This window comes from Bacillus sp. FJAT-22090 (genome assembly GCF_007676755.1).
GTDB lineage: Bacteria > Bacillota > Bacilli > Bacillales_A > Planococcaceae > Psychrobacillus.
The window spans coordinates 108,271-131,577 of the sequence record NZ_VEBK01000005.1; the positions used below are offsets into that span (position 1 = coordinate 108,271).

Consider the following 23,307-nt stretch of genomic DNA (forward strand, 5'->3'; position numbering starts at 1 on the left):
AGGATTTATATGATTATTGGTTTAACGGGAAGTATTGCTAGTGGAAAAAGTACGGTTTCAAATATGCTAAAGGAATTAGGCTATCCTATTATCGATGCTGATATTGTCGCTAGAGTAGTCGTTGAAAAAGGAACGGAAACACTTGAAACGATAAAAGAAGTATTTGGACTAGAAGTAATTTCAGAGAATGGTTCCTTAAATCGGGAAAGATTAGGAGAGATTATATTTACTAGTCCCGCTAAAAGAAAGCAATTGAATGACATTATTCATCCTGCAATTCGTGCAGAAATGGTGCGTCAAAAAGAAGTACTTATAACAGAAGGTCATCCGACAATTATTATGGATATTCCCCTATTGTTTGAGAGTAAGCTGCAATCATATGTAGATAAAATTATTGTTGTGACAGTAACCGAAGAAAAACAACTAGAACGATTAATGGCTAGAAATAATTTCTCTTTAGAAGAAGCAAAGTCCAGAATCCAATCTCAACTTCCTTTGTCAGTTAAAGAAAAAGAGGCAGATGCGGTTATATATAATAATGGAACACGAGAATATACCGAAGAACAATTAAAGAAGATTTTACAACAATGGGATTCTACAATTATTTGAAAATATAAACTATACATTTATGCTTATTTGGGGCTGCGTAATTAAAATAATGTGTTATACTAATTGCAGGTTATAAAATATAAAGTATCACACAGTTACAGGAGGATTTTTATATGGCAGCTTCAATTGCAATTAATGGTTTTGGACGTATTGGACGAATGGTTTTTCGCCAAGTCATTGAACAAGAGGATTTAAATGTGGTGGCAATTAACGCACGATACCCTTTAGAGACGTTAGCGCACTTAATCAAATATGATTCTACACATGGCACTTTTTCTGGTGATGTAACAATAGAAGAAGATGCAATCATTGTAAATGGCAAACGTGTTCAAATCGTTAATGATCGTGATCCAGCAAATTTACCTTGGGAAAAGTTGAATGTCGACATCGTAATCGAGTCAACTGGGAAATTCAATGATGGTGAAAAAGCTGCTGCTCATATACAAGCTGGAGCAAAAAAGGTAATCATTACCGCTCCTGCAAAAAACGAAGATGCAACTATTGTGATGGGTGTAAACGATGACAAACTCGACTTAACAAACCATCATATTATTTCAAATGCAAGTTGTACGACAAACTGTCTAGCGCCAGTTGCAAAAGTATTAAATGATACGTTTGGGATTGAAAATGGCTTGATGACAACAGTCCATGCATATACAAATGACCAAAACAATCTTGACAATCCACATAAAGATTTAAGACGCGCTCGCGCATGTGGGCAATCTATTATTCCAACATCTACAGGAGCAGCAAAAGCACTTACATTAGTTCTGCCTGAGTTGCAAGGTAAAGTTCATGGAATGGCACTTCGTGTACCGACTCCTAATGTGTCTTTAGTAGATCTAGTAGTAGATTTACAGAAAGATGTAACTGTGGAAGAAGTAAATGCAGCATTTATTAAAGCTTCTGAAGGCTCGATGAAAGGGATTCTTGGATTTACAACAGAACCCCTAGTTTCAATTGACTTTAATACGACTACTGTTTCATCAACAATAGATGGATTAACTACGATGGTTATTGGTGCCCGTAAAGTGAAAGTTCTTGCTTGGTATGATAACGAGTGGGGTTATTCTGCCCGCGTAGTGGATTTAACTAAAAAAGTGGCTTCTGGTCTTTAATATCTAACTCCCTTTTCTACTTTTTAGAAGAGGGAGTTAGCTGCTTAATGGCAACATATAGTTAATTATACTAAAGTGTAATTGAATATATGTTGCTTATTTCTTCAATACATCATATAATGATAATCGTGTACTTCATGTGCATGGACTACTTAAAGGGTTAGGACCTCTTTGGACTAACTTTCCCCCGTGGTAGTCAACTTTGATTTTTAATTTTTAAAATAAATTTATCAAAGGGGGAAACGGACATTGGAAACAATGGGACGTCACATTATTGCGGAACTATGGGAGTGCGATTTCGACAAACTAAACGATATGCAATTTATCGAGCAAACATTTGTTGATGCTGCACTGAAATCCGGGGCAGAGATCAGAGAAGTTGCGTTTCACAAATTTGCACCACAAGGTGTAAGTGGAGTCGTTATAATTTCCGAATCGCATTTAACGATTCACAGCTTTCCAGAGCATGGTTATGCGAGCATTGATGTGTATACATGTGGTGATTTAGATCCATCAATCGCAGCTAACTATATCGCAGATGCTCTTAATGCTGGAACACGTGAAACGATTGAAATGCCTCGTGGTATGGGTCCAGTAAATGTACCTAAGTCACGAATGACAGTTCAAGCGTAATAACTTAGACTAAATGAGTTAGCAGAGGAAGCGATTCCTCTGCTTTTTCGATTTTATGCCAGATTATTGTTATAATAGATATACAAATCAATGTAAGGAATTAGGTGAGATCAATATGAGATGTCCAGCTTGTCAATATAATGGCACGAAAGTTGTCGATTCACGACCAGTTGACGACAACAAAGCAATCAGAAGAAGAAGAGAATGCGAAGATTGTGGCTTTCGATTTACTACATTTGAAAAGGTAGAAGAAACACCTTTAATCGTAGTAAAAAAAGATGGTTCACGCGAGGAATTTAGTCGTGAAAAAGTGCTTCGGGGGTTAATCCGTGCGTGTGAGAAAAGACCAGTTGCTTTAGATCAAATAGAAGATATCGTATTTTCAATTGAAAAAGAATTAAGAAGAACAGGCAACTCGGAAGTGAAGTCAGAAGAAGTTGGAGAAAAAGTGATGGACAAGCTTTCTAAAATCGATGAAGTGGCGTATGTCCGCTTTGCCTCTGTCTACCGCCAATTTAAAGATATAACAGTCTTTATCGATGAGTTAAAAGAAATACTCAAAAGAAATACGTAAATCAATTTTGCTCGTTTGAAGCTTAAATAGAATCAGCAGGAGAGTAGGTGCAATTGTCGTTGTTATATAAGGAGCTACAGCCAGCTGACATGTATATGATTCGCTTGCCATATTCTTTTTCAGATTATGATCGACAATTATTAACATTATTTTATCAGCCATTAGTCGGAGCAGAGAGCATTAGCTTATATTTAACGTTATGGGCAGATGGAGAGACAAGAAATTCGCAAACATGGCCTCACTATCAACTGATGAATGTTTTAGGCGTCTCTATCGGTAAAATTTTTCAAGCAAGAATTGCCTTGGAAGCAATCGGCTTACTTCGTACTTGGCAAAAAACGGAGAATGACGGTCGTATCTTTTATTATGAGCTAGCTGCTCCGCTAGATGCAGATTCTTTTCTAAAAGATCCTTTATTGTCTATGTTTTTGCTCAATAAAATAGGGGAAAATGCATATAAACAATTGCGTAGTCGTTTTATCCAAAATCCTAATTGGAATGATGGATTTAAAGATGTTTCTCGAACGTTTATAGATGTATTTAAACCGTCTACGAAAACTGGGTCTGGTATTTCCCATGAAGAGGATTTTCAATCGAAAAAAAGAGAATCCTCGGTACCCTTTTATTTTGAACAATTTGACTTCGCGTTATTACAGGAAGGTTTATCGGAACAGCTTGTACCGAAATCAGCGATGACGTTAGAGGCAAAGGAAGTAATTGCGAAGCTAGCTTTTTTATATAACTTGCATCCGGTTGAAATGCAAAAAGTAGTGATTCTTGCTTTAGATGATGAACTCCTTCTATCCGAAGCACGATTAAAAAAAGCTTGTGCCGATTATTATAAATTAACGGTTTCTAAAATAGCTCCTGAACTGGAGAAAATTGAGCCTCAGGTTAAACCGATGCTTCAACAAAAACAGCCTTTATCAAAAGAAGAAGAACTTATCCATTATTTAGAAACAACAGCTCCAGCTGCAGTGTTAAAAGATATCGCAAATGGCAAAGAGCCAATTTTAGCAGATGTGCAATTAGCGAATCATTTTGTAACCCATTTTAAGATGCCTATAGGGGTAGTTAATGTTTTGTTGCAATACGTTCTACTTCGAACGGATATGAAGCTTACAAAAAGTTATGCGGAAAAGATTGCTTCTCATTGGATGCGAAAAGATGTTAAAACGGCAAAACAAGCAATGGATCTTGCAAGAAATGAACATGAGCAATATATAAAATGGAAAAATGAAGGCTCTAAACAGCCAACATATACGAAAAAACCAGTACGTGAAGAAAAAGTACCCGACTGGTTTTATAAAAAAGATGGCGAAACGAAGCAATCTGGCGCTGAAACAAACGGTGTTCAAAACATAGACGAAGAACGAAGGAAATTATTAGCCGAGTTAGGCGTTACAAAAGGGTAGGTGATATGGTTGGAACGTATTAACGAAACGTTAAAAAGAGTAATTACACCTGAGTTTTCCTCCATGCTAGATGATATGAAGCAAGAGGTTTTAGAAGATCCGGGAGTACAAAAATTTTTGGAAGAGAACGCTACGAACATATCTAAGCAAATAGTCGATAGAAGCCTTAGTAGACTATACGATTATAAGTCGCAATCTCATAATTGTGACGCTTGCCCTTCGTTGGAAGAATGTGTTAATAACTTAAAGGGGTACGAACCGCAGCTTGTTTTGAACCGAAACTTTATCGATACTGAATATGTACGATGTAAGCGTGGGGTAATTGAAGATGAGCGGAAGAAAGTAACCTCCATGATTGATAGTATTCATATGCCAAAAGAAGTAATGGAGGCACATTTAGCTGGTGTTGACTTAGAAGATGGCAGTAGAGTAGTTGCTGTTCGTGCTGCAAAAGACTTTTTAAACGAGTGGGAAAGTACTGGAGCTTTACCTAAAAAAGGGCTTTATATTCATGGAAAGTTCGGTGTAGGGAAATCCTATTTACTTGGTGCTTTAGCAAACGAATTAGCTGCAAGGCATATTCATTCAGTAGTCGTATATGTACCGGAATTTTTACGGGAAATGAAACAATCCATTCAAGATCAGTCGCTTGCTGAAAAAATAGAGTTTGTAAAAAAAGCTCCAGTTTTAATGCTAGACGATATTGGGGCAGAAGTTATGTCAAGCTGGACGAGAGATGAAATCTTAGGGACAATTTTGCATTTTCGAATGTCCGAACAGCTACCTACATTTATGTCCTCCAACTTCAACTATAGTGAATTAGAACATCATCTATCAGTTACCCAGCGAGGAGAAAAAGAAGTAGTAAAAGCTGGACGAATTATGGAGAGAATTCGAGCACTAACTATTCCCATTTCACTTCAAGGGAAAAATTGGCGAGAAACTTAATTTTAAACATTCAGGCGAGTTAGATTAACTATTGCAAATGATAATTGAGTGGAGTATAATCTCTTCATAAGAATAAGTAAATGCGTTGAAGAGGACAACAATCAGTTTGTACGACTTTTTAGAGAGAGAAGCCTTGGCTGGAAGCTTCTTAAGTACCGGCAATCGATTTACCACCTCCGAGCAGCAACTGTGAATTCAAGTAGCAGTTACCGGTCACCGGCCCGTTAGCCGATGCAGAGCTTCGTCTATATTTTTTCTTATAGACAGAAGAAGGGTGGAACCACGATTTAAACCTCGTCCCTTTTTAGGGATGAGGTTTTTTAGTGTCTTTTTTTAAAAGAAACTAGTTCACTGCTCAGTTGCTTTTCATTTTTCTAATAATAAAAGGAGTGTTTAATATGTCAGAAGTTATTAAGTTAAAATTTCCAGATGGAGCAGTAAAAGAATTTCCGATATCAACTACAACAGAAGAAATCGCTCAATCGATCAGTCCGGGATTACGCAAAAAAGCATTAGCGGGTAAACTAAGCGGTCAATTAATCGACTTAAAAACACCGATTACAAAAGATGGAGATATTGCAATCATTACGCCTGAATCAGATGAAGCATTAGAAATCTTACGCCATAGCTCAGCACATTTACTCGCACAAGCAGTAAAACGCCTGTTTAAAGATGTAAAACTTGGTATTGGCCCAGTGATCGAAAATGGATTCTATTATGATATTGATTCACCTGAACCAATTACTGCAGAAGACCTTCCGCTAATCGAAAAAGAAATGAAAAAAATCATTAATGAAAATATTGAAATTGTACGTCATGACGTATCAAGAGAAATTGCTTTCGAAAAATTTAAAGAAGATGAGTATAAAGTAGAACTACTAGAGGCTATTCCCGAAGGAGAACAAGTGTCCATTTACGAGCAAGGTGACTTCTATGATCTTTGCCGCGGGGTACATGTACCATCTACAGGAAAACTAAAAGAATTTAAATTGTTAAGCATTGCAGGAGCATACTGGCGCGGTAATAGCGATAACAAAATGCTTCAACGTATTTACGGTACGGCATTCTTCAAAAAGGAAGAGCTTGCACAGCATCTACAAATGCTAGAAGAAGCAAAAGAACGCGATCACCGTAAGATTGGGAAAGAATTAGAGCTATTTACGAATTCCCTAAAAGTGGGTCAAGGGTTACCACTTTGGCTACCAAATGGTGCAACAATCCGTCGTGTAATTGAACGTTACATCGTAGACAAAGAGCTTAAACTTGGCTATAAACATGTATACACTCCAGTTCTAGGCTCAAAGGATCTTTATGAAACTTCAGGGCATTGGGAGCATTACCAAGATTCCATGTTTCCTCCAATGGAAATGGACAACGAAACATTAGTATTACGTCCAATGAACTGTCCACATCATATGATGATTTTCAAAAATGGTATGCACTCTTACCGTAATCTGCCTTTGCGTATAGCGGAGCTTGGTACGATGCACCGTTATGAAATGTCCGGAGCAGTTTCTGGTTTACAACGCGTACGCGGTATGACGTTAAATGATGCGCATCTTTTTGTGCGACCTGACCAAATTAAAGCAGAGTTCCAAAAAGTAGTGGAGCTAATCATCTCCGTGTACAAAGATTTCGATTTGAAAGATTACTCATTCCGCTTGTCTTACCGTGATCCACAAGATAAAGAGAAATATTTTGACGATGATGCTATGTGGGAAAAAGCACAAAGTATGTTAAAAGAAGCAATGGACGAGCTAGGTTTAGACTATTTCGAAGCAGAAGGCGAAGCAGCATTCTACGGACCGAAATTAGATGTGCAAGTTAAAACAGCGATCGGTAAAGAAGAAACTTTATCAACTGTTCAACTTGATTTCTTATTGCCAGAACGTTTTGACTTGACATATGTTGGAGAGGATGGAAAACCTCATCGTCCAGTAGTTATTCATCGTGGTGTCGTATCAACTATGGAGCGTTTTGTTGCATTCTTAATCGAAGAATACAAAGGTGCATTCCCGACTTGGTTAGCACCAGTTCAAGTGGAAATTATTCCAGTATCCAACGAAGTGCATTTCGAATATGCAAAACAAATCGAAGAGCAATTAGTTGGTGCAGGTTTACGTGTAGAAATGGACGATCGTGAAGAAAAATTAGGTTACAAAATTCGCGAAGCACAAATGCAAAAAGTTCCGTATATGCTTGTTCTAGGAGATAAAGAATTAGAAGCCGGAAATGTAAATGTGCGTAAATACGGAGAACAAAACTCAGAGAGCATTCCATTTGATGAATTCTTAGAGCGTATTCAACAAGAAGTAAAACATTAATATTTAGTGTTGACAGTTTCTACTTGGGATGATATAGTTATAAAGGTTATTGAATACAAGTTTGTGGTATAAGAAGAGGCTGCCCGCTTCTCACCTGTTTGACACATTAAGTTGTTGACTGGTAAGCACACGATCGACTGTAACATGTAGGCATCTACATGTTCTTATATCGGCGGGCAGACATACATCTTATGTCTGCTCGTTTTTTTATTTGATCGAAAACGGCGTAAGTAATTCGTTTCTACGGAATTTATGCCCAAACCATGTATTCGCGACACTATTTGGAGGTGGATTGTTATTAGCAAAGACATGTATGTAAACGATGGCATTCGAGCACGCGAACTACGAGTTATTGATCAAAATGGCGATCAATTAGGATTGAAAACACGTAATGAAGCACTTGAAATAGCAGGTCGTGTAAATTTGGATCTTGTCCTTGTGGCTCCTCAAGCCAAGCCGCCAGTCGCTCGTATCATGGACTATGGTAAATTCAAATTTGAGCAGCAAAAAAAGGATCGTGAAGTCCGTAAAAATCAAAAGATCATCGTAATGAAAGAGGTTCGCTTGAGCCCAACAATCGATGAACATGATTTCCAAACGAAACTTAAAAACGCGATCAAATTCCTTGAAAAAGGAGACAAAGTGAAAGCATCTATTCGTTTTAAAGGTCGTGCCATTACTCATAAAGAGATTGGTCAACGTGTTTTAGATCGTTTTGCTGAAGCTTGTGCGGAAGTATCTACGGTTGAATCTAAACCGAAAATGGATGGCCGCAGTATGTTCTTAGTGCTTGCACCGAAGAACGAAAAACAGTAACAGAGTACAATTGTTTAGGAGGAATTCGACATGCCGAAAATGAAAACTCACCGTGGAGCTGCGAAGCGTTTCAAAAAAACGGGTACAGGAAAATTAAAACATGACCGTGCTTTTGGAAGCCACTTATTCGCTAACAAATCTACTAAAGCTAAACGTAAACTACGTAAAACTAAAGTAGCTTCTTCAGGCGATTACAAACGTATCAAAACTTTACTTACTTACATGAAATAATACGAAATTTAAATCTAGAATGAAAAGCAGGAGGTAATGAACTATGCCACGCGTAAAAGGCGGAATAGTAACGCGCAAGCGTCGTAAAAAAGTATTAAAATTAGCAAAAGGTTATTACGGTTCAAAACATACATTATATAAAGTAGCAAACCAACAGGTTATGAAATCTTTAATGTATGCATACCGTGACCGTCGCAACAAAAAACGTGAATTCCGTAAATTATGGATTACACGTATCAATGCGGCTGCACGTTTAAACGGTCTTTCTTACAGCCGTTTAATGCACGGATTGAAAGTAGCTGAAATCGAAGTTAACCGTAAAATGTTAGCTGATCTAGCTGTAACAGATGCTCAAGCATTTACACAACTTGCAGATGCAGCAAAAAAAGCAATCGCTAAATAATACATGATGAAAAAGCTGATAGATATTCTATCAGCTTTTTTTGTACAAGGGGTATGTAAGGATGGAAATTATTCCGATTTTTATTTTGTTAATGTCCATTACTTCTTTTATAGTAATGGGATATGATAAGTCTCAAGCAAAAAAACATAAACAACGAGTGTCAGAGCGTACATTATGGACTCTTGCAATCTTCGGTGGAGGAATTGGAGCATATCTAGGCATGCAAATGTTCCGCCATAAAACAAAGCATACCAATTTCCGTGTTGGATTTTTAATGTTATTAATCGTCTACGTGTTTATATTGTTTTGGTTATTTAAAACAGACAGTCCCATTGTTGCATAAGGACTGTCTGTTTTTTAGTAAATAAAAGCAATTTGTTTTCGAAAGCTTAAAGGGAGCTTATAGGGATATTGTGTCTTAAGGAAGTGTCCGCTAGGATTTCCGCTGCAGGACGGACGCTTTCCGTGGGGTGAGTGATGAGCCTTCACCGCCCGCTTTGGCGTTCGTTGTAAAGTCTCATCTTACTCACTTGAACCCACTGGAGTCGCCGCCCTTTTCGCTCCAATCCATCAATATATACGCTTTTACCTGTATTTATTATCCATTAAAAGTTAGTTAATGGCTAAGTGAGACCAATTGGTATTCGAAAGCAACCAAATCGATTATGAGAGCAACCATATCCAAGTAAAGGCTAGCGGACACTGATTGCCAGGACTTACCCAAAAGTAAACGAACAGTTTAAATGGATAAGATTATCCAATATAAAATGCGCAACATATCAGACGTTACTCGCAACTTTCTAGACCGGATGCGCAACATTTTCCGACGGACTCGCAACATTTTGAACGGACGGAGCTTTTATGCTCGTTTAAGGACTAGTTATGATCGGATAGCTCCTTTTTATGCTCGAATCGCGACATTCTTTGCTGGGAGAGGGAAACAACTAACTTACGACACATTATCCCTATATTAAGTAGTCACACATTAATCAGCTGTATCCAACTTTCTAATTAAGCAAAGAAACTAATTGAAAAAAATAGTCTCTAGTAATTAGAGCTAAATAAATATTTATTTATCTTAGCTTGTTATAGTCATTCATCCTTCATCAACTGTTCAATTGGGCTTTTCCAGTTGATTTTGGCAGATGGATAATTCATACGGATTTCATTTTGTAGAAAACGAAAATCTTCCTTTGTAAAGCCTTGCAATTTAGCAAAATCCTTTGTCCATACGAAAATAGAAACTACTTCGATTGCATCGTCTGTAGTACCTAGATATTTTTCTCCTTCAAACAAGGCTCCTCTATATGTAATGAAAAAGTTTTTGCGGATATTTTTAATATCATCAAAAAAATAATATTGCCCCTTTTCATATGCTTCATCGAGTTTTCTCTTGGGATCGAACAAATAACGAAGAATTTTATAAAAAGCATATATTATTAAGACAATTATTAGCAGACGTAGTAACAATATCATGAAAAAGTCCTCCTTGTATAATACATAGTAACTGCTATACGATAGAAGAGGTAGTTTGGTTTCAAAATAAATTAAAATTTTTGGAGGAAAAAATGAATTTAGAAAAACTTTTTTCAATGCAGCAGGCATTAGATGAATACATTCAAACGAATAAGATAGTTCATAAATAAATAGATGGCATAAACTTTTTTTAAAATGGACGAGGAGGATTTTACCATGAACTATAATTTAAAGGTAAAATTAATTAATGAAGATGCTCTTTTGCCTTTCCAGGCTAATCCAGGTGACGCAGGATTAGATTTGTTTGCTGCAGAAGATAAATTAATTAAATCTGGGAAAGCGGAATTGATAAGTACAGGAATTAAATTAGAATTACCTCAAGGAACTGAAGCTCAAGTTAGACCAAGAAGTGGCTTAGCTTTAAGACACTCTATAACTGTATTAAACAGTCCTGGCACAATAGATGAGGGGTATAGAGGGGAAATAAAAGTGATACTTATCAATCATGGAAAAGAAGACTTTCGGATAGAAAAGCAAATGAGAATAGCACAAATGGTAATTGCACCGGTGGCAAGAGTAACTATCACACAAGTAGATGGGTTGTCCGATTCCCAAAGAGGTTTAGGGGGGTTTGGTTCATCTGGTGTAAAATAGGAAGAATGATAGTTATTTAAATTGGAGGTATTTATACTGTGGAAAAAATTAAAGTAATGATCAGCTCGACAATTAGTGATTTAGAGGCTGAACGGGATGCAGCAAAAAAGGCTTTTGAAGAAATACCTCTAGTTGAACTAATAGGAGCTGATCCATTAAATGATACAGCTCTTGCTGGAAACGCTAGGTTTATAACCAATAGTATGGCTAAGGACTGTGATTTGTACATATTAATTCTTGGGAATAGATTTGGTTATGATCTTGGAAATGGAAAATCAGCTACGGAAATAGAGTTTGATTCAGCAATAAGAGATGACCCAACAAAAATACTAGTTTTTAAAAAGGACAGTAAAGAAGAACCCGACGAAAAACAAGAAGTATTTATTGATAAAGTAAGTAGCTACTATAATGGGTATTGGCGTACTTCGTTCAAACATACTCACGATCTTCAAACTTACATTAAAAATGCTTTTGGTAAATGGATAAAAGAAAGAGCCTCTATTGGTACCGACTTAACCTACTTAGATCATTTCGTTAGATTAGCTAGACAGATAACACCGGAACCTAATGCACAAGTATATTATAAGGTTACAGAAAATGATGTTGAATTAGAATATGTCTTTTTCAAAAGGAGTCATGAAATACATTTTACCCGAGAACAAATATACAAAAATTTTTGGGGATGTTTTAATGAGCTCTATAATCAATTTGAACGATGGCTAGACAATGCAGAAGGGAATAAATATTGATGTACTTAAAAATTATTGAAGATAAATATTCATTAGCTTTGCAGACAAAAATTAGATCTAGATATACTGAAAAGGACGATTTAAAAGGTGCTCTTATTAAACTAGGACAAAAAATTGGAATTGATATTGTATCAGATAACATGTTAGAAGAAACAGAAGTCTCAACACCAATGGATCAGATATTTCAGGGTTACTCCTTTAGTAATTCAGTAAACCTTGTATATAGTACAAAAGATGACTACGAATTCTTTGCTAAAGGACTGTCATTGGCAATTCCAAACTCAATGCAAGGCTATTTTGATTTTCAGGGTGTAAGAGGTCCTGATGCTTTAACTCAGCCAATTAGAGCATCATCCCACCCTTCTATAAAGCCTGGAACAATTGTTGATACAGTAGTAATTGCTAAAGCGGTTCTAGCAACTGGATGTACAGCAATTTCTCTTGCCAAAAATATCATGAGTAAATTTCAACCTAAAAAAATAATAATTGCTTCTTCTTTTTATAGTCAAACAGGTGTTATAGAACTTGTTAATGAAATTCCAAACATAAAGTTCATTTATGCGGTTGGTAAAGCTGATAAACTTAATGAAGATGGAATGCTTATTCCTGGAGTTGGTAACCTGGACAGCAGATTATTAGGATAGCAGGGATTTTGTCTAATTAATATTTATCAGAATTACATTCGTTATAAGGACAACACGTATTGATCAATTATGTGTTGTCTTTATTTCTATGTTCTTTAATAATTCTCCCAAGTTCTTCTCTATATTTGAGTATTAACTAAGTTAGATCATAAATAATATTACCAAAATTTCATCAATTTGAAATGTCATTTTCCATCAACGCTATGAACGGGAAGTTATTTTAGAAGAGTATGTGGACTCCATCCATTTTCTATTGTCTTTGGGAATTGAAAAAGGGTTCAATGATTTAAAAGAATGGCCAGTGGGGAATGTAGATGGAAATTTAACGAAGTTATTCCTATTAACCAACGAAGCAATTTTAACTTTTTTAACGAATACAACAAAAAGTGCATATGAAAAGATTTGGACTTTGTATGGTGCTATTGCAGAAAAGCTAGGATTTAGTAATGAGGATGTATTGCAAGCCTACATATCTAAAAACGAAACTAATTATGAAAGACAAAAGAATGGTTACTAATAATAGTATATTTGAAACCTTTTAAAATGAAAGCCGTAAACTTATTAATAGAATTAGTAAGGTTGAGGTGAAGATAGTGAAAAAAATCATTTTTTCGATTGTATTATTACTACTAACCTTTTCATGTGGAGTAGTAGTACACGCAAAAGAATACTCCATTGATACGATACATATCAAATCTTGGATTCAACCTAATGGCGATCTTTTAGTCAATGAAGTATTCACGTATAACTTTGTGGGCAGCTATACGAATTTAAGTCGATCATTTCCAAAAGAGCATGATAAAAATATTGTTAATTTTTACTCATATGAATTAGCGGGAATAGATTTAGAACCAGGCTTCATTGAGGATGGGGCATTAAAACAACTAAACGTCACAAAGGAAAATGGCGTTTATAGAACAAGCGTTAACAAGGCGGATCAAAAGGTTTCTTTTTTATATGTGTATACTCTAAAAAATGCAGTGAAAGCGTTTGATAAATACAGTGTAGCAGATGTGACGTATTTTGAGGATGGCGATGCACATAATCAAGATTTTCATCATGTAACCATTGACTACATACTTCCGAAAACAACGGATCCAGCTAACTTTGATGGTGTTCTGTTTGATCGAAATGCATTGAAAAATGGGAAATCCCAATACGGTATACGTTTTACTACGCCAATTTCGGAGGCATTTTCTGAAACTAAAACAGTCTTCTTTTTTCCATCATCCATGATGACGCAAATGGCTAAGGTAAAAAGTTCCGTATCAATGGAAGAAGCTTTTGCAAAAGAAAAACAAAAAGCGGGGGCTATTAAGAAAAGGCTATCGTATATCCCCATGCTTATTGAACTTATTCCCAAGATTTCTTTTGCATTGATTGTGTTGGCTTTACTTTTTCTTGTAGCTTTGCCACAAAGGCATTTTTGGCGAAAGGGTCCCCTCGAATATGCACTAGATACAGATGTTTTATATTTGTTTTATATTTATAACACTGGAAAACTAAATAGAAAATCCTTTATAGCTGGCTTATTTTCACTAGTTGAAAAAGGAGCTGCAAGTGTAAAGACAACAGAGGCAGCCATACGTTTTAAAGATGATCCGAAAGCCCCGAAAGAAACATTATTATTCCAACTGAAAAAAGGAGGAATTGCAAAATCTCTCTCTGAAAATGAACTGATACAATGGCTTTTCAGAACAAAAAGTGGTTCGAGTAAATGGGTATTCCATTTACATGATGCAGCTGGTTCGGCAAGAAAAGAGAAAAACAAACAAACATCTAATTACTTTCACGTAAAAACGAAAGATTTTAAAAAGAAGCAGAGAGAATGGCATAAAAAAGTACATGATGAACTAGTGGCTGCTGGAACTTTCCATCATATTCTCCCTAAAACGATTGTTAGTTTAGTAATCGTTTGTCTATCGGTAATCACGGCTTGGGGGTATTATGCAGATCTACGTTCCATTGGAAGTATTGTATTTATCGTTATTATTACATTACTTTTGCTAGTGACTATGTGGAGTAAAAGAGCCTCAAACTGGTTTTTTGTCATATATATGGTCCTTATAAATATAATGGCAGGTAATATTGTAAATGATAGTTTAAGTAGTGAAATAATTGGTTTATCCTTTGTCACTATCCTTTTGTATATAGCCGTTCCACGGAATATCCTTTCGATGAATGCTGTTCGAGCAAAAGATACCGTCCGTTCTTTCCGAAAAAGTATAAGAACTGGAATGCCTGCTACCCTTAGCATAGAAGAGCAGGAGAAATGGTCTGCAAGAGCGTATTTATTTGGCAAGAGAAATATACAGCTCCCTGTCCCAGAAACAACAATTCCACTTGCAGCACTATTACTAACTGAAACAGATCCTATGGATTATGTTGTGAAATCTTGGAGATGGACGTCAGGACCTACTTCGAGTGGAGGTTCTTCTGATACAGGGGGTTCTTTTAGTGGAGGCGGTGGTGATAGTGGCGGTGGAGGTGCAGGAGCTGATTAAAAATAGTCCACTATATTTTGAAAACAGGATGAATTTAGAATATAATAATGAGGTAGGTATATTTAGGAGGGCGAAATAATGACAAAGTTAGATGAAACATTAACAATGCTAAAAGATTTAACGGATGCAAAAGGAATCCCGGGAAATGAGCGCGAGCCCCGTCAAGTGATGGAAAAATACATAAAGCCTTTTGCTGATAAGATAGAATACGATAATTTAGGGAGCTTAATCGCTGAAAAAGTGGGAGATGCAAATGGTCCTAAAATTATGGTGGCAGGGCATTTAGATGAAGTTGGTTTTATGATTTCTAAAATCGATGATAAAGGATTTTTAAGCTTCCAAACAGTAGGTGGTTGGTGGTCACAAGTAATGCTTGCTCAACGAGTAACGATTGTGACTCGTAAAGGGGATACAATTACTGGGATTATCGGATCCAAACCTCCTCATATTTTATCAGCAGATGCTCGCAAAAAAGCAGCAGACGTAAAAGATATGTTTATCGATATCGGTGCGTCTTCTAAAGAAGAAGCGATGGAGTGGGGCGTATTACCAGGGGATATGGTTGTTCCATATTTTGAATTCTCCGTGATGAATAATGAAAAACTTTTACTAGCAAAAGCATGGGATAATCGTATTGGCTGCGCCATTGCAATCGACGTACTAAAGGGCTTGAAAGATGAAAAACATCCAAACATTGTATACGGTGTAGGAAATGTGCAAGAAGAAGTGGGTCTTCGTGGCGCTAAAACTTCTACTGTGAAAGTGAATCCGGATATCGGTTTCGCAGTTGATGTTGGCGTTGCTGGAGACACACCAGGTATCACACCAAAAGAATCCACAAGCAAAATGGGAGCAGGTCCACAAATTGTGTTATTTGATGCGTCTATGGTATCGCATAAAGGGCTACGTGATTTTGTTGTAGATACTGCAGAAGAAAATAACATCCCATATCAATTTGAAATGATCCCAGGTGGAGGAACGGATGCAGGATCTATGCATATTTCTCTAAATGGAGTTCCTGCATTATCAATCGGTGTTGCAACCCGTTATATTCATTCGCATGCTGGAATATTGCATCGTGATGATTATGAAAACACAGTAAAACTAATTGTAGAAGTGATAAAAAAATTAGACCGTGATGCTGTAAATAAAATAACGTTTGATTAATTCCAAAACATCTGGAAGAGCAAAATAAATGCTTTTCTAGATGTTTTTTTATTTTTACTTTTGCATATAAATTCATTTGACTTTATGTTTATTCATAATTATAATTAGAAATACATAAATATACGCAAAGGGGAGATTGTATAAATGAAATTATTAGAATGGGTGAACTTAAATGTGGTGGATAGTTTAAAAGGGAAAGATTTGTTGAGTCTTCTAGATTACACAAAAGAAGAGGTAGAAGAGCTGATCCACCTTGCAGTAGAACTGAAAGCGTTGACGAAAGCGGGGAAATGTCCACCTCTTTTAGAAGGTAAAACATTGGGTATGATTTTTGAAAAGCATTCAACGCGTACTAGAATCTCCTTTGAAGTCGGTATAAAGCAATTAGGTGGTAATGGTATGTTTATGCATGCACGTGATTTGCAAATTGGTCGCGGGGAGTCGGTCTATGACACAGGGCATGTGTTGTCTGGTTATTTAGACGGTATTATGATTCGTGCCAATTCCCATGAAATGGTGAAAGAGTTAGCGGAACATGCAAGCATTCCAGTCATTAATGGATTAACAGATATTTTTCATCCATGCCAAGCATTGGCAGATATTTTAACCATTCATGAGGTAAAAGGATGTACTGAGGGCTTAAAAATTGCGTATATTGGAGACGGAAATAATGTCGCACACTCTTTGGTGATTGCCTCTGCATATATGGGAATGCATATTGCAGTTGCTACTCCAATTGGATACGAAGCAGACGAGGAAATTATCGAAAAAGCTAGAGTCATTGCTTTAGAAAATGGTGGATCTTTATTCGTTTCAAATGATCCAGTAGAAGCAGTAGTGAATGCGGATGTTATTTACACCGATGTTTGGACATCAATGGGGCAAGAAGAGGAAACAGAAAAGCGTTTAGCAGACTTTGCAGAGTTCCAAATCAATGATGCACTTGTAGCCAATGCAAAAAATGATTATATGTTTTTGCACTGTCTACCCGCGCATCGTGAAGAAGAAGTTGCTACTTCAGTCATCGATGGACCAAACTCATACGTTTTTCAACAGGCAGAAAATCGCCTGCATGCACAAAAAGCAGTACTTGCATCCGTGATGGCTTAAATGAACTACAGAATGTAACGGCAGGGTTTGCCTAGCAATCCGTGATATACATGCGATGTTGTCCGTCAAGATGGATGGCTACATCGCTACATAGGAAGAGTGATTCGGGAGACGCTGAATCACTCTTTATTGCGTATATAAAAAGGCCAATCCCACTGTCAAAACCTGACTTTTGGGATTGGCCTTGATTAATCGTTAAGCTTCTGAAATCTTACTTTGCGTTTTTACTACAGGAATTTCTACCGTATCTTTTTCCGGACGTTTGGACCAATAAGTTGCTAAAATTGGACCTGAAATATTATGCCAAACGGCACCTAGTGCACTCGGTAAAGCAGCCAGAGGTCCCAAATGAGCTGTTGCTAATGCAACACCCAATCCGGAATTTTGCATACCCACTTCAATGGAAATAGCACGACGATCCAGCTCTGACAGTCCCATTAGTTTTGCTGCATAGAAACCTAAGAGTAAACCTGCGCCGTTATGCAAGAATACTCCAACAAACACGAGGAATCCTGCAGAAGCAATATTGTTTACGTTACCTGCTACTACTGCTGAAACAATCGTAATAATCGCTAATACTGAAATAAGGGGAACCACATTCAAGCTTTTCTCGACAACAGTAGGCATTAACTTTTTTACTAATAATCCAAGAGCTATTGGAAAAATAATCACTTGTACTATTGACATGAACATGGACAACGCATTTACTGGCATCCATTGTCCCGCAAGTAAAAGAAGTAATAATGGTGTTAATAGTGGTGCAAGAATAGTCGAGAAAGATGTCATCGTAATTGATAATGGCACATTACCTTTTGCTAAATAAACCATAACGTTGGAAGCAGTTCCTCCAGGTACTGAACCTAAGAGAACAAGACCAGCAGCTAATTCACTTGGCAATTGTAATATATAAGCAATTGCAAATGCAGTTAAGGGCATGATAATGAACTGAGCCAAAACTCCTATAATAACTGGTTTGGGATGCGTTAAAATCAGTTTAAAATCGACTGCTTTTAACGTAAGTCCCATACCGAACATAACGACACCAAGTAAAATGGTAATATATTTTCCAAAAGGTAGAAAGGTGTCCGGAATTAAAAATGCGATAACTGCTACTGCGATTACTAAGAATGCAAAGTACTTCCCTGCAAAATTACTAATAGATTCTAATACTTTCAATTTACTCACCAACCCTTTTTATTTTTACAATTTTGTTTGGATTTAAAATGTTGTTTGGATCAAGTGCAACTTTAATTTTCTCCATTACTTGTAATGCTGCTCCATGTTCGGCAGCTTGGTATTTTTGTTTTCCAACACCTACACCATGCTCCCCTGTACAAGTTCCGTCTCTTTCCAATGCATATTGAACAATTTTTTCGTTGAAAGTATCAGCTTTATTAACTTCTTCAGGGTTAGTCATATCAATCATTAAAAGGGCATGGAAGTTGCCATCTCCAACATGTCCTAGAATACCTCCAGGAAGACCAATTGAATCAAGCTCTTTACGAGCAAATATTACGGCTTCTGCTAGTTCCGAAATAGGTACGCAAACGTCCGTTACCATCATTTTTTTGCCGACGTGCCCATGTATATATGCATATGCTAGGTTATGCCTAGCATCCCAAAGTTTAGTGCGAGCCGTATTATCTGTTTCAAACTGAATTTCTGCGCAGCCATGATCATCCATTATTTCCTTAGTGAACTCTACATCTTGTTGTAAGCCTGCTTCATTTCCATCAAATTCTAAAAACAGTGTAGGTTTTTCTGCATAATTCGTTTCGCTAAAACGATTTACCTGCCTAATCGAACTTTCATCTACCAACTCGACTCGCGCAATTGGGATACCAGCTTGTAAAATGGATGTTACGGCTTCGATTGCATTTTTAACGGAAGGGAAGACAGCCCTAGCAGCTGTTGTGAATTCTGGAATCCCATAAACTTTTAAAGTCAATTCCGTGAAACATCCAAGAGTTCCTTCAGAACCTACGAAAAGTCCGTTTAAATGATAACCTGATGCTGATTTTGCAGCTAAATTGCCTGTATGTATAATTGTACCGTCAGCCAGTACCACCTCTAAATCACGTACTTGATCACGCATAACTCCATATTTTACAGTTGTTGTGCCGCTCGCGTTTGTTGCCGCCATTCCCCCTAAGGTTGCATCTGCTCCCGGGTCAACTGAAAAGAAAAGCCCATATTTCTTCAATTCTTTATTTAGTTGAGTTCTTGTTACACCAGGTTGCACTTTAACAAGCAAATCATTTTCACGGACTTCTAAAATCTTGTCCATTAATGAAAAATCGATTGTGATCCCATTCTCGTAAGGTATGACATGTCCTTCTAAGCTAGAGCCTCTTCCAAAAGGCACTACTGCTATTTGAAGTTTGTTAGCAACTTTCATAATATTACTTACTTCTTCAGCTGTTTTAGGAAACACAACAATATCTGGAAGACTCACATCATGATAAGATTCATCTTTCCCATGGAGTTCTCGTACAGTTTGATTGATCGATACTTGATTTTCCTCTAAAAACTCTTTTAATAAATTTACTACATTTTCGGTTGATACAGTCATTTCAAATCGCCTCTTTACTAATGAATAAATACATTTTTCGGATAATTCCGATTCTATTAGAGTAATTATATAGACAATTCAGCAAATAGCAATAAAAAATATTACTTTTTAGGTGAAAACAACAGTTTTTTAGTTAGAAAATTAAGTTGAAACCCTTATAAAATAAGGGATTGTTTTGTTTGTGAATTTTTTCGCAAAGTGTGTGAGTTTTCTAAAGGTAAATAAAAACAATCCGTGAAGAATTATAATTCTTCACGGATTGTTTTTATTTGAATGCAGTTGAGATTTCATTTAATACGGAGTTCCGTTTTGTATCGTCTGCCATTTTCCACCATTTTTCAAAGATCACGCCTAAACCAGGTAGTAAATGTTCTTCTCCTCTTTGAATTGCATCTTCCACTACATTACGAATATCTGTTGCTGAATTGCCTTTTAGATTGTTTGAAATCGCTTCACGGATTTGAAAATCCATTTTCATCACTCCTCGCAATTATCTTCCCCAAACTCTCGCCAGCTATACATGAATTTGGTACTATTAAATAAAAAAGGCGGTTACCGATAGATGAAACGAATTGAATCACCCCAAAACTCGCTAGTAAAGCATTGGAAAAAACTATTAAGCGTGCGTAAAGAACGAGATAAAACTGGCGAATTCTTGATAGAAGGTTATCATTTAATCGAAGAAGCGATTAAACAAAAAGAAAATGTATTAACAGTTATGATTAGTGATACGAGTGAAATTCCGACGAGTTGGGATGTAGATAACTTAGAAATCGTTGAGATAAATGATGTGATAAAAAAAGAGCTAGCAGAAACAGAGCATACACAAGGAATATTTGCACATTGTAAACAACAAGCAGTAGATGAACAAGAACAAGCGAAATGGAATCGTCTTTTACTAATTGATGCTGTACAAGATCCAGGGAATATCGGAACGATGATTCGAACAGCAGATGCAGTGGGAATCGATGCTGTTATTCTAGGAAAAGGGTCAGCAGATGCATATAATTCTAAAACATTGCGTTCGGCGCAAGGATCCCATTTTCATATACCGGTTATAAAAGGAGATTTACATGAATGGGTAGACGGTTTAAAAAATCGACAAGTGCCCGTTTTTGGTACTGCATTTGAAAATTCTACACCGTTCAATGAGTTAACAAAAAGTAATGACTTTGCGTTAATCGTTGGCAATGAAGGAAGCGGCATAAACGCAGAGCTTTTACAAAAAACCGATCAAAATATTATTGTTCCCCTTATAGGACAAGCTGAGTCATTAAATGTGGCTGTTGCAACTGGTATTTTGTTATATGGATTGGCATTATAATGTGAAAAGAGCAATAAATGACAGAGATGGAAGTGGTGCAATAGAGGGATAATGCGTCGTAAGGAAGTGGTCGCTTGGATTTCCGCTGCAGCCAGACGCTTTCCGTGGGGTGAGTGAGAAGCCTTCACCGTCCGCTTTGGCGGTCGCTTGTGAAGTCTCCTCTTACTCACTTGATCCCACTGGAGTCGCCGCCTGCAGTTCCAATCCCAAAAAAGAATAGCTTCTAAGGGAAACCATTTGTCCCATGAAAGCAACCGAATCGACAATAAGTACAACCAATTCTTCACGCAAAATCTAGAGCACACTGATTACATGCACTTTCCATGAAGAATCCGCTTAATTTAAATTGAATAGATGGTCCATTAAAATTTGCGCAACATATCAGTCGTTACTCGCAACATTTTATACTTGATGCGCAACATTTCAATACAAACTCGCAACATTTGGGACGGATTGAACTTTTATGCTTACATAGCAATTTTCTTGGATTTTCTCTGCTGAAGGCGACTCCTGCCGGATGCGTGGGCAAATGAGCCACCCCAACGACGCTTAAGCGCGGGGGTGGCTCATCGCTCACCCGGCGGAAAGCGTCCGCAAGCAGAGAAAATCATAGTGGATACCTGTTAAGACAGATTATCCCCATATTCCGCAATATAAAAAAGTCACACTTGAAGTAATGTTTAAAATTCCGTATAATAGATCATAATTTGATATATAAAAGCTGTCATCGGGAAAAGTATATACGATTATTCGAAAAAAGGAATTTTATACCTTGACTGAAAGTGTAAATAGAGAATGCGTGTAGAAGTTCACCCCGCTAGCTGCCACCGGGACCAGTCATTGACTGTAAAGGTGCGCCGGTGTAGAGCCGTTAGTCGAATTGAGTGATTGCACATTTAGTCGTGCAATAATCAGGGTGGTACCGCGAAATTAGTCCTCGTCCCTTTTATAGGGGCGGGGTTTTTATTTTGTCAAAAAGGAGAGATCAGTCAAACATGGAAGCACAACTTCAACAGTTAAAAGAAGAAGCGTTACAAAAAATTGAAGCTTCTGCGAATGTCAAAGAATTAAATGACGTACGTGTTGCATATTTAGGGAAAAAAGGACCGATTACAGATCTACTAAAAGGAATGGGTAAACTTCCAGCTGAAGAACGTCCGAAAATGGGTGCACTTGTAAACGTAGTACGTGAAGAAGTTACAGAAGTATTAGAAGCTCGTATGACGTTACTTCAAGAACAAGCGATCCAGGAACAATTGGAAAAAGAATCAATCGACGTAACATTACCAGGTCGTCCAGTGAAAACAGGGAATCATCATCCTCTAACTCGCGTAGTAGAAGAAATTGAAGACTTGTTTATAAGCATGGGCTATGAAATTGCGGAAGGACCAGAAGTAGAAAAGGATTATTACAACTTTGAAGCTTTAAACTTACCGAAAGGCCATCCTGCCCGCGACATGCAAGACTCTTTCTACATTTCAGAAGATATTTTACTTCGTACACACACATCGCCTGTTCAAGCTCGCACGATGGAAGCAAAAGAAGGCAAACCAATTAAAATTATTTGCCCTGGTAAAGTGTACCGACGAGATAATGACGATGCGACACATTCACATCAATTTACACAAATTGAAGGGCTTGTTATTGGGGAGAATATTCGCATGAGTGATTTAAAAGGGACCCTTTCTATATTTGCCAAGAAAATGTTCGGAGAAGACCGAGAAATTCGTCTTCGTCCAAGTTTCTTCCCATTTACAGAGCCTTCCGTTGAAATGGACATTTCTTGTTTCAAATGTGGCGGAAGTGGCTGTAATGTATGTAAAAAAACTGGTTGGATAGAAATTTTAGGTGCTGGAATGGTACATCCAAACGTTCTAGAAATGGCAGGCTATGATTCGAAAAAGTTATCTGGTTTTGCATTTGGTATGGGCCCAGAGCGTATTGCAATGTTGAAATATGGAGTGGAAGATATTCGTCATTTCTATACAAATGATGTGCGTTTCTTATCGCAATTCCACCGAACAGAAGTGTAAGGA

24 protein-coding genes and 3 other annotated features are annotated in these 23,307 nt (G+C 37.1%); of the genes, 20 read left to right on the top strand and 4 right to left on the bottom strand.

The features are described from left to right. The first annotated feature begins 9 nt into the window (after positions 1-9). The 11 genes from coaE (at position 10) to FS486_RS08785 (ending at position 9,414) form a co-directional block, all read left to right on the top strand. Complete coding sequence (gene coaE, locus FS486_RS08735; protein ID WP_144510951.1) at positions 10-609, top strand: dephospho-CoA kinase; 600 nt, start codon at positions 10-12, stop codon at positions 607-609. 113 nt (positions 610-722) lie between these two features. Continuing rightward, complete coding sequence (locus tag FS486_RS08740; protein ID WP_144510952.1) at positions 723-1,727, top strand: glyceraldehyde-3-phosphate dehydrogenase; 1,005 nt, start codon at positions 723-725, stop codon at positions 1,725-1,727. Positions 1,728-1,976: 249 nt separating this feature from the next. Then, positions 1,977-2,360, top strand: a complete 384-nt coding sequence (gene speD, locus FS486_RS08745) for an adenosylmethionine decarboxylase (RefSeq protein WP_144510953.1) — start codon at positions 1,977-1,979, stop codon at positions 2,358-2,360. A 115-nt stretch (positions 2,361-2,475) separates the two neighbouring features. Then, positions 2,476-2,934, top strand: a complete 459-nt coding sequence (gene nrdR, locus FS486_RS08750; RefSeq protein WP_144510954.1) for a transcriptional regulator NrdR — start codon at positions 2,476-2,478, stop codon at positions 2,932-2,934. Positions 2,935-2,981: 47 nt separating this feature from the next. Next, a complete protein-coding gene (locus FS486_RS08755) occupies positions 2,982-4,349 on the top strand; it encodes a replication initiation and membrane attachment family protein (protein ID WP_260858063.1) in 1,368 nt (455 codons plus the stop codon). Positions 4,350-4,358: 9 nt separating this feature from the next. After that, on the top strand, positions 4,359-5,297 hold the full coding sequence (gene dnaI, locus FS486_RS08760; RefSeq protein WP_144510956.1) for a primosomal protein DnaI: 939 nt from the start codon (positions 4,359-4,361) through the stop codon (positions 5,295-5,297). 76 nt (positions 5,298-5,373) lie between these two features. Further along, positions 5,374-5,602 (top strand) — a binding site (T-box leader). 93 nt (positions 5,603-5,695) lie between these two features. After that, entirely contained in the window at positions 5,696-7,621 is a 1,926-nt protein-coding gene (gene thrS / locus FS486_RS08765; protein WP_144510957.1) for a threonine--tRNA ligase, read from the top strand. A 64-nt stretch (positions 7,622-7,685) separates the two neighbouring features. After that, positions 7,686-7,834: a sequence feature (ribosomal protein L20 leader region), on the top strand. A gap of 39 nt (positions 7,835-7,873) precedes the next feature. Beyond that, positions 7,874-8,437, top strand: coding sequence for a translation initiation factor IF-3 (infC, locus tag FS486_RS08770; RefSeq protein ID WP_186321401.1), 564 nt, complete (start codon positions 7,874-7,876; stop codon positions 8,435-8,437). 30 nt (positions 8,438-8,467) lie between these two features. Then, a complete protein-coding gene (gene rpmI, locus FS486_RS08775) occupies positions 8,468-8,668 on the top strand; it encodes a 50S ribosomal protein L35 (protein ID WP_053588661.1) in 201 nt (66 codons plus the stop codon). A gap of 43 nt (positions 8,669-8,711) precedes the next feature. Further along, the gene (rplT, locus tag FS486_RS08780) at positions 8,712-9,071 is read left to right on the top strand and encodes a 50S ribosomal protein L20 (RefSeq protein ID WP_144510958.1); all 360 of its coding nucleotides are present in this window, start codon (positions 8,712-8,714) and stop codon (positions 9,069-9,071) included. A 61-nt stretch (positions 9,072-9,132) separates the two neighbouring features. Continuing rightward, positions 9,133-9,414 (top strand): DUF1294 domain-containing protein, encoded by a 282-nt coding sequence (locus tag FS486_RS08785; protein ID WP_144510959.1) that lies wholly within the window; start codon positions 9,133-9,135, stop codon positions 9,412-9,414. Positions 9,415-10,163: 749 nt separating this feature from the next. Here the strand turns inward: FS486_RS08785 and FS486_RS08790 are convergent. Next, the gene (locus FS486_RS08790) at positions 10,164-10,547 is read right to left on the bottom strand and encodes a sigma-w pathway protein ysdB (RefSeq protein ID WP_144510960.1); all 384 of its coding nucleotides are present in this window, start codon (positions 10,545-10,547) and stop codon (positions 10,164-10,166) included. A 216-nt stretch (positions 10,548-10,763) separates the two neighbouring features. On the opposite strand from FS486_RS08790, the gene dut reads away from it, so the two are divergent. From dut to argF, 7 genes are all read left to right on the top strand, one after another. Continuing rightward, the gene (gene dut, locus FS486_RS08795) at positions 10,764-11,201 is read left to right on the top strand and encodes a dUTP diphosphatase (RefSeq protein ID WP_144510961.1); all 438 of its coding nucleotides are present in this window, start codon (positions 10,764-10,766) and stop codon (positions 11,199-11,201) included. Between the two features lie 38 nt (positions 11,202-11,239). Beyond that, positions 11,240-11,950, top strand: coding sequence for a DUF4062 domain-containing protein (locus FS486_RS08800; RefSeq protein WP_144510962.1), 711 nt, complete (start codon positions 11,240-11,242; stop codon positions 11,948-11,950). Then, positions 11,950-12,594: a uracil phosphoribosyltransferase gene (locus FS486_RS08805; RefSeq protein WP_260858065.1), complete on the top strand. Its 645-nt coding sequence runs from the start codon at positions 11,950-11,952 to the stop codon at positions 12,592-12,594. Before FS486_RS08800 ends, FS486_RS08805 begins: the two co-directional genes overlap by 1 nt. Before the next feature lie 187 nt (positions 12,595-12,781). Continuing rightward, positions 12,782-13,111 (top strand): dUTP diphosphatase, encoded by a 330-nt coding sequence (locus FS486_RS08810; protein ID WP_144510964.1) that lies wholly within the window; start codon positions 12,782-12,784, stop codon positions 13,109-13,111. 76 nt (positions 13,112-13,187) lie between these two features. Next, positions 13,188-15,098 (top strand): DUF2207 domain-containing protein, encoded by a 1,911-nt coding sequence (locus FS486_RS08815; protein ID WP_186321402.1) that lies wholly within the window; start codon positions 13,188-13,190, stop codon positions 15,096-15,098. A 78-nt stretch (positions 15,099-15,176) separates the two neighbouring features. Beyond that, the gene (locus tag FS486_RS08820; protein WP_144510966.1) at positions 15,177-16,265 is read left to right on the top strand and encodes a M42 family metallopeptidase; all 1,089 of its coding nucleotides are present in this window, start codon (positions 15,177-15,179) and stop codon (positions 16,263-16,265) included. Between the two features lie 144 nt (positions 16,266-16,409). Continuing rightward, positions 16,410-17,375, top strand: coding sequence for an ornithine carbamoyltransferase (gene argF, locus FS486_RS08825; RefSeq protein ID WP_144510967.1), 966 nt, complete (start codon positions 16,410-16,412; stop codon positions 17,373-17,375). A 195-nt stretch (positions 17,376-17,570) separates the two neighbouring features. On the opposite strand, the gene FS486_RS08830 is transcribed toward argF, so the two are convergent. The 3 genes from FS486_RS08830 to sspI form a co-directional block, all read right to left on the bottom strand. Next, positions 17,571-18,551 carry a bile acid:sodium symporter family protein gene (locus FS486_RS08830; protein ID WP_144510968.1) on the bottom strand — a complete coding sequence of 327 codons (981 nt, stop codon included), beginning with the start codon at positions 18,549-18,551 and terminating at the stop codon, positions 17,571-17,573. Position 18,552: 1 nt separating this feature from the next. Then, complete coding sequence (locus FS486_RS08835; RefSeq protein ID WP_144510969.1) at positions 18,553-19,947, bottom strand: FAD-binding oxidoreductase; 1,395 nt, start codon at positions 19,945-19,947, stop codon at positions 18,553-18,555. A gap of 265 nt (positions 19,948-20,212) precedes the next feature. Beyond that, entirely contained in the window at positions 20,213-20,419 is a 207-nt protein-coding gene (gene sspI, locus FS486_RS08840; RefSeq protein WP_093266826.1) for a small acid-soluble spore protein SspI, read from the bottom strand. A 90-nt stretch (positions 20,420-20,509) separates the two neighbouring features. Between sspI and FS486_RS08845 the strand changes: the two genes are divergently transcribed. Together FS486_RS08845 and pheS are read left to right on the top strand one after the other, a co-directional pair. Beyond that, positions 20,510-21,271 (top strand): TrmH family RNA methyltransferase, encoded by a 762-nt coding sequence (locus FS486_RS08845; protein WP_144510970.1) that lies wholly within the window; start codon positions 20,510-20,512, stop codon positions 21,269-21,271. A gap of 714 nt (positions 21,272-21,985) precedes the next feature. Then, positions 21,986-22,219 (top strand) — a binding site (T-box leader). A gap of 47 nt (positions 22,220-22,266) precedes the next feature. Next, a complete protein-coding gene (gene pheS, locus FS486_RS08850) occupies positions 22,267-23,304 on the top strand; it encodes a phenylalanine--tRNA ligase subunit alpha (protein ID WP_144510971.1) in 1,038 nt (345 codons plus the stop codon). Positions 23,305-23,307 lie beyond the last annotated feature (3 nt).